This window comes from Pantoea sp. ANP04, from assembly GCF_041982285.1.
Taxonomy (GTDB): Bacteria; Pseudomonadota; Gammaproteobacteria; order Enterobacterales; family Enterobacteriaceae; genus Pantoea; species Pantoea eucalypti.
The window spans coordinates 209,185-225,842 of record NZ_JAUTYS010000006.1 but is presented as its reverse complement, the minus strand read 5'-3'; the positions used below and the strand labels follow the sequence as shown (position 1 = coordinate 225,842).

The following is a 16,658-nucleotide window of genomic DNA, read 5'->3' as shown; positions in this document are numbered from 1 at the left end:
ACCTCTTCACCGTTTTCAGCAAAACAAACCCCGGCTCGCCGGGGTTTTTTATTTGTGAACACTGCCTGGAAGGTTCACTGTAGGAACGGTGCCTGCACTGCCTGCTTTGCTGTAAGATCGAGCCTGTACAGGCAATACGGTCAGATCGGAAAGACGCAAAACCCGCCATCCCTGGCGCGGGACGCTTTCCTCCTCTGCCCGTATTGCCAGTGCCCTCAAGCTTCTTCATTGCTGCCCGAATCACCCTGCCTCATTAGCACTATGCAAGATCTTCAAACTGACAGCTAACCTGCTTCAGGCGATGGGAGCATACGCCTGTAGCAAAGCATCGCGGGCCAGGGACAACAACGCCGGGAGCGTTTTTGAACAACGCAATGCGTTGGCCCGGCTACGGGCGCACCTCAGGGATGAGGTGCGTAATCGGCCGCGCTGAGCCTGCCAGGGATGGCGTCTTTTACGTCTTTGCTTCAGGCGTATGCGCCCTGAGCCTGCTACCTGACCTCAAGGCGACACTTTAAACCCTGCGGAGTAGATGTATGCTCCCTGAAACGCCCTTTATTTACTCAACCCAACCCATAAAAAAACCCGGCATCTGCCGGGTTTCACTGACCTTCATCCAACCGGATTACACGTCATAAAGCGTCTGGTGACGCGTCTCTTTACAGGCCAGCAACGCGATCAGCGTCAGTACTGCCATTGACGCAAGATACAGCCCCACCGCCTGCAAACCATAATGGGCATTTAGCCAGGTCGCAATATAAGGCGCAACGGAGGCACCCAGAATCGAGGAGAGGTTATAGGAGAACGATGCGCCGGTATAACGCACTTCAGTCGGGAACAGCTCCGGCAGCAGCGCGCCCATCGGGCCAAACGTCAGCCCCATAATGCTCAGACCCAGCAGCAGAAACGCCATCACCAGCGCCTGTGAACCTGAACCAAGCATTGCCGGGAACAGGAACGAAAACCCGATAATCATCAGCGTAATGGTAATCATCGTCTTGCGACGACCAAAACGGTCAGCCAGCAAACCAGCAATCGGTACCATCACCCCAAAGCCAATCACCGCCAGCATCAGCATCCACAGCATACTGTTACGCGGAATGCCCAGACCCGCCGGTGCTGCCGTGGTGCCATAACTCATCGAATAGACGGTCATGATATAGAACAGCGTATAGGTCGCCAGCATGATAAAAGTGCCGAGAATCGTGGCGGTCAGATGCTTGCTCAGCAGCGCCGCAATCGGCACCCGAACCTGCTTCTTCTCTTTCTGCACTTTGGCAAACACCGGACTCTCATGCAGCGAAACGCGCACATACAGACCAACCAGCACCAGCACGGCAGAGAGAATAAACGGCACGCGCCAGCCCCACTGCATAAACTGCTCGTCGGTCAGCAGCCATGAAAGCAGCAGGAAAGTCCCGTTAGCGAAGAAAAAGCCAATCGGCGCACCCAGCTGAGGGAACGAACCGTAAAGCGCACGCTTCTTCGCTGGCGCATTTTCCGTCGCCAGCAGCGCCGCACCACCCCATTCTCCACCCAGCCCCAGTCCCTGACCAAAACGCGCCAGCGCCAGCAGCAGCGGCGCCATCACGCCAATCGTCTCATAGCTGGGTAGCAGACCAATCACCACGGTGGAAATACCCATGGTCAGCAGCGAGGCAACCAGCGTGGCTTTACGCCCGACGCGATCGCCAAAGTGACCAAACACCGCTGAGCCAATCGGACGCGCGATAAAGGCGATAGCGAAAGTGGCCAGCGACTGTAGCGTTGCGACCGTGGCATCACCCTGCGGGAAGAAAATGTGCGGGAAAACAATTACCGCAGCCGTGGCATAAATATAAAAGTCGAAGAATTCGATGGCCGTACCGACCAGCGAGGCAATTACCACTTTACTGCGTGAGTTAACCGGCGTGGGATCCTGCTGTTTGTCGAGTGTGTCTGTGAGGGAGGCTTGCATAACTGTTTCTTATTTGTAAATACAGATAAAGAATCTTACGCATCTGCCAGGGCGCATTCAATGATGAAAACCCGCGCCGCGTCTGGCTTCAGAGGGCAAAAAGAGGATAATTTCTGTGGTGCTGTGAATACCGGGTGATACCGGGGTAAACCGGACGATATATGGCGGGATACTCTAAGAAAGGGCTAAATAAAAGTGACCCCTCAGCTATTCATCCTGTTATCTGATTAAAAAATAGCCGAGGGGAAATATTTTCCGCTGTTGTTAACGGATTACGATGATTTGTGTCGTGACGCGCTGCCCGCTTCAGGCATCTGTGGGTCGTCTTTATATTTGGCAGTGGCGATCCACGCTGCACAGAACAGCGTCAGACGAGCGAAGAAGTAGAAGAATGCCATCAGGCCGAGCACTGAACCAAAGGCGGCACCGGAAGGCGAGGTCGCCATCTTCGGCAGTGTCAGCGTCATCACAAACTTAATCACCTCAAAGCCGATTGCCGCCAGCAGTGTCCCGCGGAACAACGCTTTCTTACGCGGCTTATGACGCGGCAGGATCCAGAAAATCCACAGGAACAGCAGATAGTTCGCCATAACGGAAATCGAGGTGGCGATAATGGTCAGGGCAGGCCGCAACCAGTCAATGCCATCCAGGCCCAGCGCACTGACGATAGAGGCCTGCGCAGAGCCGGCTACCGAGGTCAGCGACAGCGTAATCACCAGCGCCAGCATCAGACCCGCCAGCGACAGCAGATCGCGAATATAACGCTTCCAGATCTTCTCCTTGTCATCCGGTTTGCGTTCCCATACGTCGCGCGACTGGGCACGAATCGCTTCACGCAGGTTACCCATCCAGTTAAGGCCGGAGTAGAGCGCCAGCAGTAAACCGGTAATCCCCACGGTGGCACGCTGCTGAATCGCGGTATTCACCGTATTTTTCAGCGTGGTTGCCAGTGTCGGGTCGCTGATGCTGCTGACGATTTTGTTGATGATATCGGTCAGCAAATCCGGATTCGATGCCAGCACAAAACCCACGGCGGCGAACGACACCATCAGAATGGGAATCAGCGATAAAAACGAAAAATAGGTAATCGCCGCGCCAAACTGGCTGCCGAGCCGATCGTTAAAGCGGTCAAGGGCGCGAATGAAATGCGCCACCGCCGGAATAGCCTGAAACCAGGTGGCGAAACGCGACACGCGAACAATAGATTCATCTACGGTGTGGTTGCCGGTTTTAATATCGATAAGCGGCTTTTGTGGCTGCAAATCCTGCGGATTTTCCTGCTTGTCTGTCATAGACCTTCACTGTCCTGTTTATCATTAAAATCAAAGTATAGCCGCTCAGGTGACGTACTCCTGTAACACCTGACTCAGCCACTCCATAAATACCCGCACGCGACGTGCCACATTGCGCCGGTGCGGATAGAGCAGATGGATCGGCATCGGCCTGGCGGGAAAGCGATGCAGCACTTCCACCAGCTCACCCCTTTCCAGCAATGTCTGAATGCCGGCGGCAGGCACCTGAATAATCCCTAAGCCCGCCAGGCAGGCGGCGCGATAGGTTTCGGTGCTGTTCACCGTCACCACGCCGCCGGTATGAACGTAATGGCACTGCCTGCCATCAAAATATTCAAATCCGGGTGATGCCTGACCGAGCTGCTGGCTGTAATGCACCATCGCATGCTGCGACAGCTCTTCCAGCCGGATTGGCATGCCGAACCGCGAAAGGTAGCCAGGGCTGGCGCAGTTAATCAAGGTATGGGTACCAATTTTTCGCGCAATCAGCCCCGAATCTTTGAGTTCGCCAACCCGAAGGACACAATCAAACCCTTCGCGGATCACATCCACCTGACGATCGCTGCTACTCAGCTCAATCTCTATGCCGGGATAGTGCTGCAAAAATTCGGGCAGCCGTGGCAGGATAAAACCGGTGGCCATCGCCACCGACATATCCACCCGGAGTTTACCGCTGAGCGAGGCGGGTTCGTGCTGAAACAGGCTGTCCATATCGTCAATCATCGACAATAAATCAAGACAGCGATCGTAATAGACTAATCCATCCTGGGTGAGTTGCACCCGGCGCGTGGTGCGATGCAACAAACGTGTTGCCATTTGATTCTCCAGCGCCTGGATCTGCCGGGATACACTGCCTTTCGGCACACCTAAACTTTCTGCTGCGCGGGTAAAACTGCCCATTTCTGCCACCCGCACGAAGACCTGCATTGCGTGAATTTTGTCCATGTTGTTCACCGATTGTTGTTTTTATTGAAACAGTGATGCGCGTTTACCCCTGTTTATAGATCAATAATTCGCGAATATCCTTAACCCGTGTTCAATTTTTCAACAGGTGTGAGCGATGAATCAGAAAGTGGCGTTAATTACCGGTGGAAACCGTGGGTTAGGCCGGAATGGAGCCTTAAAACTGGCTGCCAGAGGCACCGATATCATTCTGACGTACCGCAGCCATGCCGATGAGGCGCAGGCGGTCGTAAAGGAAATTGCGGCGATGGGGAGGCGCGCCGTGGCGCTGGCACTGGATGTCGGCGAAACCGGTCAGTTCGACCGCTTTGTTGGAGAGGTGAAACAGGCACTGCAGCAGCAATGGCAACGGGAGCGATTTGACTATTTAGTGAACAACGCGGGTCATGGACACTACAAGCCGTTTACCGACACCACCGAGGCGGAATTTGATGCGCTGGTGAATGTGCATTTTAAAGGGCCTTACTTTCTCACTCAGAAGCTGCTGCCGCTGATCAATGACGGTGGCCGCATCCTGAACATCTCCAGCGGGCTGACCCGACTGGTCTACCCTGGCTCCTCGACCTATGCGTCGATGAAAGGGGCGATGGAAGTCCTGACGCGCTACCAGGCGAAAGAGCTGGGCGAACGGCGCATTCGCGTCAATATTCTGGCACCTGGCGCGATAGAGACTGACTTTGGTGGTGGCCGGGTGCGTGATACCCGCGAGATTAACGATCAGATTGCCGGACTGACGGCGCTGGGTCGGGTCGGACTGCCGGATGATATCGGCGACGCCATCAGCGCGATCCTCAGTGACGAAACCGGCTGGATCACCGCGCAGCGGATTGAGGCTTCAGGCGGGCAGGGGATTTAACCGCGGGCGGCGTCGTTGAAAACACGACGCCGCCGTCTTTCACAGTGTAATGGTGCCATCGATGACGGTAACCGTATTGCCGCCAATCCAGATGGTCTCACCAGCGAAAGATACGTTCACCCGGCCTGCACGCTGCAGGGCCGTTCCCTGGCGAACGCGATAGGCGGTGGTATGGCCTGCGGCTGCGAAGTAACGCGCCAGACAGGCGTTGGCGCTGCCGGTCACCGGATCCTCGGTCAGGCTGCCATTTTCTACCAGCAGGCCACGCACTTCATACTGCTCAGGCTCGCCCTCAGGCAACCGGCCAAACGGCATCACTCCCGAAACACCCGCATGCTTAACCAGACGCTGCAAATCGCTGACATTGGGCTGCAGCGCCAGCACAGCGTCGGCACTGACCATCGGTACCAGCAGCCAGCGAATCCCCATATCGACCACCGTCGGGCTTTGCGTCAGATCGAACGCGTCGCTGTTTAAAGCGTTCCCCATCAGCGCATCCTGCCACGGCATCAGGGTGGCCGCCGGCGCGGCAAATGCCAGTTCGCCCGCCTCACCTATCTTCACCGTCACGTTTCCGACGCCACACTCCTGCACGATTTCACCCGGCGTTCGGGTAGGCCAGCCCGCCTCCAGCAGCACATGTGCGGTGCCCAGCGTCGGATGACCGGCAAACGGCAGTTCGCCTTCCACGGTAAAAATACGCACCCGATAATCCGCCTCTTCGTGCTGCGGCGGCAGCACAAAGGTAGTTTCCGACAGGTTCGTCCAGCGGGCAATTGCCGCCAGCTGGCTGTCGTTTAGCCCCTGAGCATCCATGATCACCGCCAGCGGATTGCCATTAAAGGCGGACGAGGTAAACACATCGACTTGCTTAAACGCGACCTTCATTGTGACTCCTTGCTCTGGGTTCAGTGTGGCCTTTTCTCTGCCGGATGATTGCTTATAACAGCTAACAGCGTTATCAATAAGTTAAAGATTTTACCGGAGACTCTGAATGCTAACGATCCTGGGACGCGCCTCCTCAATCAACGTGCGCAAAGTACTATGGCTGTGTGACGAACTTGACCTTGATTTTGAGCGCGAAGAGTGGGGCGATGGCTTCCGCTCAACCCACCTACCCGAATTCATGGCACTGAATCCCAATGCGATGGTGCCGGTTCTGAAAGATGATGACTTTGTGTTGTGGGAATCCAATACCATTCTGCGCTATCTGGCGAACGCCTATGGCGGCGAGTGGCTCTATCCTCATGATCCGCAAACGCGAGCGCCTGTCGATCAGTGGATAGACTGGCAAGCTACCGAACTCAACACCTCATGGCGCTACGCATTTATGTCGCTGGTGCGAAACTCCCCGGCTCATCAGGATCCGCGTCTGCTGGCCGCGGCCAGTAAAGGCTGGGCGCATACCATGAGCATTCTCAATCAGCAGCTGGAAAAAACCGGCCGCTATGTTGCCGGACGTAATTTCACGCTGGCAGACATTCCGATTGGCCTGGCGGTGAACCGCTGGTTTGAGACCCCGCTCGACCATCCTGATTACCCTGCGGTGCGGACTTATTACGAGCGCCTGACTGAACGTCGCGGCTATACCGTCTGGGGCCGCAACGGCACACCCTGAGCCTCACCGCAAGGCAGAACCGCCAGCTCACAGGCGATTTCGCCTGCGCGCTGAATCGCCCGGCTGTAGCGCGCATCAAACGGATAGCAGCAGGAGAGTCGCAGCGCATGGTTGTAGCGCTCGCTCAGTGAGTAGAGCGCGCCAGGCGTAACGCAAATTTGCTCCTGCAGCAGCCGATCAAACATCTCGGTGGTATTCACGCCGCCCGGTAGCTCAACCCAGAAAACGAAGCCACCGCGCGGCAGCGTTGCGCGCGTGCCTTCCGGGAAGTAGCGGGCGATAAGACCCCGCGCCTCATCCAGATTAGCCGCGTAGCGACGGCGCAGCGTGCGCAGATGGTGGTCGTAACCGCCGGAAGCCAGAAACTCCGCCAGCGTTTCGGAGAGCAGGGCAGATTCAGCCATTGAGGAGACGGCTTTCAGTCGGGCAATCGCATCATGAAAACGGCCTGCGGCGGTCCAGCCAATACGAAAATCGGGTGCCACGGTTTTAGTGAAACTGGTGCAGTAGATCACCCAGCCATCGCGATCAAAGGCTTTCACGGCGGGTGAGAGCGGCCAGTCGAACTGCAACTCGTCATACAGCCCATCTTCTATCAGCGGAACGTGGTAAGTGTTCACTAACTTTGCCAGCCGTTTCTTATTCTCCAGCGACATACCGCAGCCCAGCGGGTTCTGCGCGCTCGGCATCGCAATCAGCGCCTTGATACGCTGCTCCTGCAGCAGCATCTCCAGTGCATCCAGCGAGAGCCCGTGCTGTGGGTCAGTGGGGATTTCCAGTGCTTTCAGACCGAGCGAGGCCAGAAGCGGAAAGAGGAAAAAGTAGGTCGGCGACTCCAGTCCGACGCAGTCGCCGGGCTGCGTGACTGCTCTGAGCGCCAGCTGAAGCGCCTCCATGCAGCCGTGGGTCAGGGTGATCTCATCGGCGGTAATTGTCTGTCCGGCGTGCAGCGCCCGTCGCGCTATCTCCTCCCGTAAGCGCTCACTACCGGGCGGAAGCGCATAGCGACCAATCATGTTGGGATCACGACGCAACAATGAGGCGGTAATCCGGGCGATGCGTGCCGCCGGGAAAAGCTCACTGTCCTGCGGGCAGGCCAGCGAAATATTGGTGTAGTCGGGATGATTCTGCGCCGCAAACACCTTATCGATCAGGTCGAGTTTACCGCTGCTCGGATCGCGTACCCGGGTCTTATGCTGACCGTGGCGGGTGACGGCAGGCAACACGCCGCGCACGTAATAGCCCGACTGCGGACGCGCCTCAATCAGCCCGCGATCTTCCAGCATCTGCCAGGCATTCAGCACGGTATTGACGCTGACCTGATGTGACTGCGCAACACGGCGGATCGCCGGCAGGCGTTTACCGGGTTTCAGCGTTCCCTGATGGATGGCTTCAGCGAAGCTCTCTGCCAGCTGCTGATAGAGGGGTTGTTCGGTCGTGGGAGCAAGGGACACAATAGCCTCCGGCCTGAATGGGTACAATTTCTGTTAACGATAACTGTAACCATAACAATAGTGATTTTGTGTCCCTGTTACCATCTCTTTCCCCGCCGTAGCATAGAACTCTGTCTACCTTCAGGAGAGTCACCATGCTTGATCCCTCTTTCTTCAGTTACGTTACCGTGATGTCAATTACGCCAGGCCCGAACAATCTGCTGCTGGCGACCTCCGGGGTCAATTTTGGTATGCGGCGCACCCTACCAATGGTGTTCGGTATTCTGGTGGGCTGTGCGGTGCAGACGGTGATTGCCGGGATGGCGCTGGAGGTGTTATTGCACTGGATGGCGGCGATTCGCCTGCCGCTGACGCTGGCAGGCTGTACTTATCTGATGTGGTTATCCTGGAAAATTTTTCGCGCTGCCGCACCCGAAGCGCGCACCCGTCCTCAGCCAATGACGATAGTGGGCGGCGCCTGCTTCCAGGCGATCAATCCCAAGGCCTGGCTGATGGCCACCAACGTCGCGCTGCTCTATAGCGGCAGCAGCGGCGTCCTGACGGTGATGATCGGCTTTATGCTGCTCAATCTGCCCTGCATCCTGATCTGGGCAGCACTGGGCGATCGCCTGCGCAGCCATCTGCAGATTGCCTGGAAGCGCCAGCTGTTTAACAGCCTGATGGCGCTGTCGCTGGTGGCGACCACCGTCTGGATGCTGACCGACGCGCTGCTGGCCGCTTAATCGGGCACACCCGGTGCAGTGGCCGACGGCCATTTCCAGTTCTGCACCTCCGGCAAATCTTCGCCATGCTCACGGACATAGCGATGATGTTCCGCCAGACGCTGCTGTAAATCCTCCAGCAGCTCAGGATGCGCGTCGGCCAGGCCCGGCACGCGCAGAATCGCCTCCTGCGCCAGATGATAGCGGTCAAGCTCGTTCAGTACCGTCATATCAAATGGCGTGGTGGTGGTTCCCTCTTCGTTAAAGCCGCGCACATGGAAGTTGCGGTGGTTGGTTCGGGAATAGGTCAGGCGATGTATCAGCGTCGGATAGCCGTGGAAAGCAAAAATCACCGGTTTATCCTGGGTAAACAGCGCGTCGAACTCCGCATCAGATTTGCCATGCGGATGCTGATCTTCCGGCTGCAGTGCCAGCAGATCGACCACGTTCACCACGCGGATGCGCAGTTCAGGCAGCATCTCACGCAGCAGATCGACCGCCGCCATCGTCTCCATAGTTGGGACATCACCGGCACAGGCCATTACGACATCTGGCTGGTCATGTGCCGGCGTGGTGCCCGCCCAGCGCCACTCGCCCATACCCGCTTCACAATGGGTTACCGCACTGGCCATATCCAGCCACTGCGGCGCAGGCTGTTTGCCCGCCACAATCACATTGATGCGGTCCCAGGTGCGCAGGCAGTGATCGCCCACCCAAAGCAGCGTATTGGCATCGGGCGGCAGATAGATGCGCACGATGTCTGCTTTCTTGTTGGCAACATGATCGATAAAGCCCGGATCCTGATGGCTGTAGCCATTGTGGTCCTGACGCCAGACGTGCGAAGAGAGCAGGTAATTCAGCGACGAAATCGGTTTACGCCAGCCCAGCTTGCGCGTCACTTTCAGCCACTTAGCGTGCTGGTTAAACATCGAATCGACGATGTGAATAAAAGCTTCATAGCAGTTGAACAGCCCGTGGCGGCCGGTCAGCAGATAGCCTTCAAGCCAGCCCTGACACTGATGCTCACTGAGGATTTCCATCACCCGGCCATCCCGCGCCAGCTGCTCATCGTACGGCTCTATTCGTTCCAGCCAGGTGCGGCTGGTTACGTCAAAGACCGGCGTCAGACGGTTAGAGGCCGTTTCATCCGGGCCAAACAGGCGGAAATTATCGCGGTTACGCTGGAACAACACGCTGAGATAGCGCCCCAGATGCTCTGTGGCCTGCGCTATCTCTGTGCCTGGCTCGCTGATATCGCAGGCAAACTCCGCGATGTCAGGTGCATCCAGCTCACGGCGCAGCAGGCCGCCATTGGCATATGGCGAAGCCCCCATGCGTTTATCGCCTTCCGGTGCCAGCGCCTGCAGTTCCGGCTTCAGGCGACCCTGTTCATCAAACAGATCGTCGGGCTGATAGCTCCGCATCCACGTTTCAAGGATCTGGCGATGACCTTCATCTTCACGACAGGCCGCGACCGGCACCTGATGCGCCCGCCAGAAATCCTCCACTTTCTTGCCGTCAACCGTTTCAGGGCCGGTCCAGCCTTTGGGGCTACGCAGGATAATCATCGGCCAGCGCGGCACGTCGTTGCTGGCGTTGCCGCTGCTCGCCTCACGCTGATACGCAGCGATCTTACTGAAGGCGGTATCCAGCGTCTCCGCCATCAGCGGATGCATTTTTACCGGTTCATGCCCGCAGACAAACAGCGGCTCATAGCCGTAGCCGCTGAATAGCTGGTGCAGATCCTCATCGCTGCTGCGGCCCAGTAGCGTCGGGTTAGCAATCTTGTAGCCGTTAAGATGCAGAATCGGCAGCACTGCGCCGTCACGTTCAGGATTGAGGAATTTGATGCCGTGCCAGCTGGAGGCCAGCGGCCCGGTCTCCGCTTCGCCGTCGCCAATCACGCACGGCACCACCAGATCGGGATTATCGAAGGCCGCACCAAAGGCATGAGAGAGCGAATAGCCCAGCTCGCCGCCTTCATTAATTGAGCCCGGCGTTTCCGGTGCCGCGTGGCTGGGAATGCCGCCAGGGAAGGAGAACTGTTTAAACAGGCGCTGCATACCCGCCGCATCCTGCGAGATGTGCGGATAAATCTCACTATAGCTGCCCTCCAGCCAGGTATTCGCCACCATGCCGGGACCGCCGTGGCCTGGCCCGCAGATATAGATCATATCCAGGTTCTGTTTGCGGATAACACGGTTGAGGTGGGCATAGATAAAATTCAGACCTGGCGTGGTGCCCCAGTGACCCAGCAGACGCGGTTTAATATGTTCCGGCCTGAGTGGCTCGCGCAACAGCGGGTTATCCATCAGGTAAATCTGTCCAACGGAGAGATAGTTCGCTGCCCGCCAGTAGCGGTCGAGCAGGGTAAATTCGGGTGACGCAGGGGAGTAAGACATGCGGGTTCCTCCTGATCGTTCGGCTAAAAGATGCCTTAACCCTAATAGAGAATCCTCAGGACGACCAGGCAACCGCCCAATAAAAAAGGCCCCGCTATGCGGAGCCTTTTTATCAACGGCACTGTATTACTTGCCGACGACGAACGCGGTTTCCCGTCCTTCATCGTTGGCCGCCATCGGCGTAACCGGCGAATAGTCGAGCTGCAGAACACGACTGGTCTCGGCTAACACTTTTTCTGTCAGCGCCACGTCGCCATTAAGCTTACGTCCCCAGGAGGGGACCACCGCACGGATTTTGTTCTGCCATTCCGGTGAAGCCATCTGCTCAGGACAGACCTTGTGCAGCAGCTCCAGCATGATGGGTGCCGCCGTTGAGGCGCCTGGCGAGGCACCCAGCAGAGCTGAAATCGTACCATCCTGCGAGGCGACCACTTCGGTGCCCAGACGCAACACGGCGCCCTCTTTCTCATCTTTCTTGATGATCTGCACACGCTGACCCGCTGTGACAAGGCGCCAGTCTTCCTGCTTCGCCTGCGGCACATAAGCACGCAGCGCCTCCATCCGGTCGCTGTCGCTTTGCAATACCTGATCCATCAGGTATTTCACCAGATCGAAGCTTTTCAGCCCCACTTTAACCATTGGCAACATATTGCTGCTGTTCAGGGACGTGAACATATCCATCAACGAACCCTGTTTCAGGAACCGGGTCGAGAAGGTGGCGAACGGGCCAAATAGCAGCACCTGCTTGCCATCCAGCACGCGGGTGTCAACGTGCGGCACGGACATCGGCGGCGCACCGACGCTGGCTTTGCCGTAAACCTTAGCCATGTGTTGCGCAACGACCTGCGGGTTTTCCGTGACCAGGAATGAACCGCCCACCGGGAAACCGGCGTAACCATTCGCTTCCGGGATACCGGCTTTCTGCAGCAGCGGTAACGCCGCGCCACCCGCACCAATAAAGATTTTGCTCGCCGTCAGCGTGCGACGCGTGCCGCTGTTCAGACACTGCAGCGTCACCTGCCAGCGACCATCGGCAAGCTTTTTGAGATCCCGCACTTCCTGACGCAGACGCAGCTGGAAATTCGCTTTCTTCTCTAACGAGGCAATCAGCTGACGGGTGATCTCACCGAAGTTCACATCGGTGCCCATCTCTGTCCAGGTCGCGGCCACTTTCTGTCGACGGTCACGGCCATTCATTACCAGCGGGATCCAGCGGGCAATCTGCTGCGGATCTTCGGAGTAGGCCATGCCGCGGAACAGAGTGCTTTTCTGCAACGCTTTGAAGCGCTTGCGCAGGAAGTCGACATTGTCGTCGCCCCAGACAAAGCTCATGTGCGGCGTGCTATGAATAAAGCTTTTGGGATTGCGCAGGTTGCCTTTCTGAACCTGATAAGCCCAGAACTGGCGGGAAATCTGAAACGATTCGTTGATCGTTATCGCTTTAGAGATGTCGATGCTGCCATCCGCCTGCTGAGGCGTATAGTTCAGCTCCGCCAGCGCCGCATGACCGGTGCCCGCGTTATTCCAGCCGTTGGAGGATTCTTCGGCCACGCTATCGAGCCGCTCCACCATTTCGATGGACCAGTCCGGCTCTAAATCCTGCAGCCATGCACCGAGGGTAGCGCTCATCACACCAGCACCAATCAGCAGCACGTCAACGTCTTTGCGCTCCTGCGCAGTAGTGGTGTCCTTTGCCATGGCACTCATCGCGAGCGCAAGGTTTACAGCTGAATTGCTCATGAGGCGACATCTCCTCTTCTGTTGACCTGAAGCCCAACAGTTTCGCAGGCGAAATAGTCACGCTTCTTACGAGCGCGTTGCGCTATTTCTCAAAGGTTAAGTCTCAGGTATAGGGTTAAAGCGGTGATAACGCGTTAACTGAACGTTATGCTTAGTCATCCGAATATAACATTCTCGCATCTGAATTAAACATTAGTTTATTTTTTAAATGCAGAAATGATTCAGCATAAGAATTAATCATCACGATACGCGGCGTATTAGTGATTTTTTAGAGTGAAGTCAGTGAGTTAACTAAAAAAGGATGTTGCGGGAAAGCCCCATGCTGGTGCAGTGCCGGAAACGATGTGAACAGTGCGGAATTATTTAATTAGCTGAAATTTAGCGATTTATTGCGCAGTAAGGAATAACAGGAATCAGAATGGCAGGGCCTTAACAGCCGCTTGTGTAAAAATAATGTTACATTTTTGTGAGTGTGAAAATGCGTGCGCATCGGCCCACGCATCGGATTCACCTATGACTGATTCGCGCTGGCAGGCAGCTTTTTCAGACTTATCGCCATGCGGTTATAGGTGTTCATCAGGCCAATCGCGATGTTCAGATCGACAATCTCTTTCTCACTGAACTCGGCTGTCAGTGCCGCATAGCAGGCGTCTGGCGCACCCTGCTGAGCAATCAGCGTCAGGCATTCAGCCCAGTGGAGAGCGGCCTTCTCTTTCTCACTGAACAGCGTCCCCGATTCATGCCAGACCGGGGTTAGCACGATCTTATCCCAGCTCATACCCGATTTATTCAGCGCTTTAGTATGCATATCAATGCAGTAGGCGCAGCCGTTAATCTGGGAAATGCGCAGGAACAGCAGTTCCAGTAAAGTGAGTGGCAGATCGGTTTGTGCCAGATAACTGTATACGCCGCCCAGCGCTTTCATGCCTGCCGGTGCTGCAAGGTGAAAATCGATACGTTCGCTCATCTTATTGCCTCCTGGGATTGATGAGGTGATTTTCGGCCTTTCAATGGAGCAGATAAAGTGCCAAAAAATGAGAGTCTGACTGGCCCATCGCCGCTTTCTACGCTGACACTGCAACGCGGTGCATCACGGGGGCTCAGCGAGCAGCTGCGACTACTGATTGAACAGGCGATTAGTGAAGGGCGTTTACAGCCTGGTACGCGTTTACCTTCCTGCCGCGATCTGGCGGCGCAGCTCGGCGTGGCACGTGGCACCGTGCGTGCCAGCTATGACATGCTGGTTGATGGTCAGTTTCTGCAGGCCAGAGGCGCAGCAGGCACCTTCGTCAGTCCATTACCACCGTTAAAACCGGCCGGCAATGATGCCAACTGCAAGTCACTCCATCCTGATGGAATTGAAGAGTATGAAGCGCCACCGCTGACCTTTCAGATGGGCATTCCGGCCAGCGATGCGTTTCCGGCAAAAGTCTGGCTGCGCATCCTGCAGCGTCAGACGCGCATGCAGGTCAGCAGACCGGCGAGTTATCCCGATCCACGCGGCAGCTTAGCGCTGCGTCAGGCGCTGGTGGCCTACCTCGCGGTGGCACGCGGCCTGCGCTGTCAGGCGGATCAGATCATTATCACCAGCGGTTATGCGGGCGCGATGGGCCTGATTGGGCTGGCGATGAATTTTCAGGGCAAAAAGGCCTGGCTGGAGGACCCCGGATTCTGGGTGGCACGTCGCGCGGTTGAAGCGCTACACGTCACGCCGGTTGCCGTGCCGGTTGATGCCGAAGGGTTGCAGGTGGCGACCGGGATTGCCCGCGCGCCGGATGCCGCTTTCGCGCTGGTCACACCGGGACAGCAGGCGCCGCTGGGCATGACCATGAGCCTAGTACGCCGTCATGAATTGCTGAACTGGGCCAGCCGGGAGCAGCGCTGGATTATCGAAGATGATTATCTCGGCGAGCTTCAGCCCGGTAATCGCGCGGCTCCTGCACTTGCCGCGCTCGACAGTGAAGGGCGGGTTCTGCACATCGGCACCTTCAGCAAGACGCTGACGCCGCAACTGCGGCTCGGTTTTATGGTGGTTCCGCCGGCGCTGACGACCCGGTTCGGTGAGGTCTGCGCATTGCTTGCGCCTGCATCCTCAGGATTGTTACACAACGCGGTGGCGGAGTTTCTGCGGGACGGACACTTTATGCGGCATCTGCGGCGCATGAAGCGCGTCTATCATGAGCGACTGGAACAGATGATCGCGGCGCTCCATCCTCACTTTCCCGACCTGCAGCGCGCCGGGCTGGCGGTGATTGTCCGCTTACCCGCCGGTACTCCTGATGAGGCCATTGCGCAGCAGGCGGTGGAGTGGGGAATGGCACCCTCGCCGCTGTCGATCTGGTATCAGCAGGCCGGGCAGCGCGGTGCGGGTCTGGTACTGGGTGCGGCACATCTGCCGCGTGAAGGTTACGCGCGCAGCGCTGAACGGCTAAAAGCGCTGGTCGATGCGCAGGCGGTCAGCCCCTGAACCAGCGACGCCAGACAAAGCGGATAACAAAAAACTCTATGGCGCCCAGTAGCAAAAACCAGACGCAAAACACCACTGTGTAGAGCTGATTCAGATCCTGTAAATGGAACATCTGCAACAGATGCTGCGCCACCGTCACGCTAAAAGCGGGCGCGGGCAGCAGCAGCGCCGAGAGAAAGCCCAGCAGCAAAATGCCACCAGGCACAACCAACGTTTCAAAAGGGTTATTCATAACCGGTATCCCATATTTATCAGCCCGGCATTTTCCGGTAATCGGCGACAGGGTTCAATGGTGGTGTGCCGCAATACGCCCACATGGCGTAGTGCAGGGCAGGGAAAACGGCCAGAAAATGCTTTGCCACCATCGACTTAGCGCCATTCATAGCGAATGATAAGAGTTATAGCCTTTGCTATACTTAAATCCCTGATTTTACTGTCTTTTTATCTTGAGGTTTGCGTGGTAGACTGCGCCCACTTTTTCATAACTGAACACTTTGTGTGGTGAATTCAGCGTGAATTGCCGCTTTTTCGCCCCAGGTGAATAAATCATGACCTTTATTGCCACTTTAATTCTTGCGCTGGGTATGTCGATGGACGCGTTTGCCGCTGCGCTGGGCAAAGGTGCCACATTGCATCGTCCTGGTTTTAAAGAAGCGCTGCGTACCGGTCTGATCTTCGGCTCTATTGAAGCGCTGACCCCGCTGATTGGCTGGGCACTTGGCCTGGCGGCCAGTCGTTACATCATGGCGTGGGATCACTGGGTTGCCTTCACCCTGCTGGCCTTTCTGGGTGGCCGTATGATGATGGAGGGTTTTCGTCAGACAGCCGTCGCAGAACCTTGTGAAGCCCCGCAAAGTCATGGCTTTATGGTCCTGGCGACCACTGCCGTCGCGACCAGCCTGGATGCACTGGCGGTCGGCGTTGGTCTGGCCTTTTTACAGGTGAATATCATCACCACCGCGCTGACCATTGGTGCCGCCACCACAGTGATGGCGACGACCGGCGTATTAGTCGGACGCTTTATCGGTCCGGTACTGGGCAAATGGGCGGAAGTGCTGGGCGGCGTGGTGTTAATCGCCGTCGGCTCCACCATTCTGTTGCAGCATCTTGGCTACACCGCCTAGGGCCTTTGCACATAAAAGCGGCATTTTTGTGATCTGCTTCAAATTTATTTGCTGTTAAAACGCACAGCGGCTATACTTTTTCAG

The 16,658-nt window shown here is 56.7% G+C and carries 14 protein-coding genes; 5 read left to right on the top strand and 9 right to left on the bottom strand.

Annotated elements, in window-relative coordinates; translation table 11 throughout:
• Window positions 1-625: 625 nt before the first annotated feature.
• The 3 genes from Q7C21_RS10975 to Q7C21_RS10965 form a co-directional block, all read right to left on the bottom strand.
• Window positions 626-1,957 (bottom strand): MFS transporter, encoded by a 1,332-nt coding sequence (locus tag Q7C21_RS10975; protein WP_003852017.1) that lies wholly within the window; start codon window positions 1,955-1,957, stop codon window positions 626-628.
• A 272-nt stretch (window positions 1,958-2,229) separates the two neighbouring features.
• A complete protein-coding gene (gene yhjD, locus Q7C21_RS10970; RefSeq protein WP_003852018.1) occupies window positions 2,230-3,249 on the bottom strand; it encodes an inner membrane protein YhjD in 1,020 nt (339 codons plus the stop codon).
• A 45-nt stretch (window positions 3,250-3,294) separates the two neighbouring features.
• On the bottom strand, window positions 3,295-4,194 hold the full coding sequence (locus tag Q7C21_RS10965; protein ID WP_008926352.1) for a LysR family transcriptional regulator: 900 nt from the start codon (window positions 4,192-4,194) through the stop codon (window positions 3,295-3,297).
• A gap of 115 nt (window positions 4,195-4,309) precedes the next feature.
• On the opposite strand from Q7C21_RS10965, the gene Q7C21_RS10960 reads away from it, so the two are divergent.
• The gene (locus Q7C21_RS10960; protein WP_008926351.1) at window positions 4,310-5,068 is read left to right on the top strand and encodes an SDR family NAD(P)-dependent oxidoreductase; all 759 of its coding nucleotides are present in this window, start codon (window positions 4,310-4,312) and stop codon (window positions 5,066-5,068) included.
• Between the two features lie 39 nt (window positions 5,069-5,107).
• Here the strand turns inward: Q7C21_RS10960 and Q7C21_RS10955 are convergent, their stop codons facing one another.
• On the bottom strand, window positions 5,108-5,956 hold the full coding sequence (locus Q7C21_RS10955; protein ID WP_110410923.1) for a PhzF family phenazine biosynthesis protein: 849 nt from the start codon (window positions 5,954-5,956) through the stop codon (window positions 5,108-5,110).
• Between the two features lie 106 nt (window positions 5,957-6,062).
• Between Q7C21_RS10955 and Q7C21_RS10950 the strand changes: the two genes are divergently transcribed.
• Window positions 6,063-6,686, top strand: a complete 624-nt coding sequence (locus Q7C21_RS10950; RefSeq protein WP_003852022.1) for a glutathione S-transferase family protein — start codon at window positions 6,063-6,065, stop codon at window positions 6,684-6,686.
• Here the strand turns inward: Q7C21_RS10950 and Q7C21_RS10945 are convergent.
• Window positions 6,653-8,140, bottom strand: coding sequence for a PLP-dependent aminotransferase family protein (locus Q7C21_RS10945; RefSeq protein ID WP_375150722.1), 1,488 nt, complete (start codon window positions 8,138-8,140; stop codon window positions 6,653-6,655). The two genes, Q7C21_RS10950 and Q7C21_RS10945, sit on opposite strands and share 34 nt — an antisense overlap.
• A gap of 134 nt (window positions 8,141-8,274) precedes the next feature.
• Between Q7C21_RS10945 and Q7C21_RS10940 the strand changes: the two genes are divergently transcribed.
• On the top strand, window positions 8,275-8,862 hold the full coding sequence (locus Q7C21_RS10940) for a LysE family translocator (RefSeq protein WP_003852024.1): 588 nt from the start codon (window positions 8,275-8,277) through the stop codon (window positions 8,860-8,862).
• Here Q7C21_RS10940 and Q7C21_RS10935 read toward each other — a convergent pair.
• From Q7C21_RS10935 to Q7C21_RS10925, 3 genes are all read right to left on the bottom strand, one after another.
• The gene (locus Q7C21_RS10935; RefSeq protein ID WP_375150721.1) at window positions 8,859-11,243 is read right to left on the bottom strand and encodes a phosphoketolase; all 2,385 of its coding nucleotides are present in this window, start codon (window positions 11,241-11,243) and stop codon (window positions 8,859-8,861) included. The two genes, Q7C21_RS10940 and Q7C21_RS10935, sit on opposite strands and share 4 nt — an antisense overlap.
• A 126-nt stretch (window positions 11,244-11,369) precedes the next feature.
• On the bottom strand, window positions 11,370-12,983 hold the full coding sequence (mqo, locus tag Q7C21_RS10930; protein WP_003852028.1) for a malate dehydrogenase (quinone): 1,614 nt from the start codon (window positions 12,981-12,983) through the stop codon (window positions 11,370-11,372).
• Between the two features lie 511 nt (window positions 12,984-13,494).
• Window positions 13,495-13,950, bottom strand: coding sequence for a carboxymuconolactone decarboxylase family protein (locus Q7C21_RS10925; protein ID WP_008926347.1), 456 nt, complete (start codon window positions 13,948-13,950; stop codon window positions 13,495-13,497).
• 57 nt (window positions 13,951-14,007) lie between these two features.
• Between Q7C21_RS10925 and Q7C21_RS10920 the strand changes: the two genes are divergently transcribed.
• On the top strand, window positions 14,008-15,450 hold the full coding sequence (locus tag Q7C21_RS10920) for a PLP-dependent aminotransferase family protein (protein WP_375150720.1): 1,443 nt from the start codon (window positions 14,008-14,010) through the stop codon (window positions 15,448-15,450).
• Here Q7C21_RS10920 and Q7C21_RS10915 read toward each other — a convergent pair.
• Window positions 15,440-15,682 (bottom strand): DUF1158 domain-containing protein, encoded by a 243-nt coding sequence (locus Q7C21_RS10915; protein ID WP_078805093.1) that lies wholly within the window; start codon window positions 15,680-15,682, stop codon window positions 15,440-15,442. The genes Q7C21_RS10920 and Q7C21_RS10915 overlap by 11 nt on opposite strands.
• 316 nt (window positions 15,683-15,998) lie before the next feature.
• Here Q7C21_RS10915 and mntP point away from each other — a divergent pair, with 316 nt between their 5' ends.
• Complete coding sequence (mntP, locus tag Q7C21_RS10910; protein ID WP_003852038.1) at window positions 15,999-16,574, top strand: manganese efflux pump MntP; 576 nt, start codon at window positions 15,999-16,001, stop codon at window positions 16,572-16,574.
• Window positions 16,575-16,658 lie beyond the last annotated feature (84 nt).

Excerpts from the sequence above, each read along its gene's own strand:
- mqo (WP_003852028.1), bottom strand. The coding sequence starts at position 12,983 with ATGAGCAATTCAGCTGTAAACCTTGCGCTCGCGATGAGTGCCATGGCA.
- mntP (WP_003852038.1), top strand. The coding sequence starts at position 15,999 with ATGACCTTTATTGCCACTTTAATTCTTGCGCTGGGTATGTCGATGGAC.
- Q7C21_RS10915 (WP_078805093.1), bottom strand. The coding sequence starts at position 15,682 with ATGAATAACCCTTTTGAAACGTTGGTTGTGCCTGGTGGCATTTTGCTG.
- yhjD (WP_003852018.1), bottom strand. The coding sequence starts at position 3,249 with ATGACAGACAAGCAGGAAAATCCGCAGGATTTGCAGCCACAAAAGCCG.
- Q7C21_RS10940 (WP_003852024.1), top strand. The coding sequence starts at position 8,275 with ATGCTTGATCCCTCTTTCTTCAGTTACGTTACCGTGATGTCAATTACG.
- Q7C21_RS10975 (WP_003852017.1), bottom strand. The coding sequence starts at position 1,957 with ATGCAAGCCTCCCTCACAGACACACTCGACAAACAGCAGGATCCCACG.
- Q7C21_RS10925 (WP_008926347.1), bottom strand. The coding sequence starts at position 13,950 with ATGAGCGAACGTATCGATTTTCACCTTGCAGCACCGGCAGGCATGAAA.
- Q7C21_RS10955 (WP_110410923.1), bottom strand. The coding sequence starts at position 5,956 with ATGAAGGTCGCGTTTAAGCAAGTCGATGTGTTTACCTCGTCCGCCTTT.
- Q7C21_RS10960 (WP_008926351.1), top strand. The coding sequence starts at position 4,310 with ATGAATCAGAAAGTGGCGTTAATTACCGGTGGAAACCGTGGGTTAGGC.
- Q7C21_RS10950 (WP_003852022.1), top strand. The coding sequence starts at position 6,063 with ATGCTAACGATCCTGGGACGCGCCTCCTCAATCAACGTGCGCAAAGTA.
- Q7C21_RS10935 (WP_375150721.1), bottom strand. The coding sequence starts at position 11,243 with ATGTCTTACTCCCCTGCGTCACCCGAATTTACCCTGCTCGACCGCTAC.
- Q7C21_RS10965 (WP_008926352.1), bottom strand. The coding sequence starts at position 4,194 with ATGGACAAAATTCACGCAATGCAGGTCTTCGTGCGGGTGGCAGAAATG.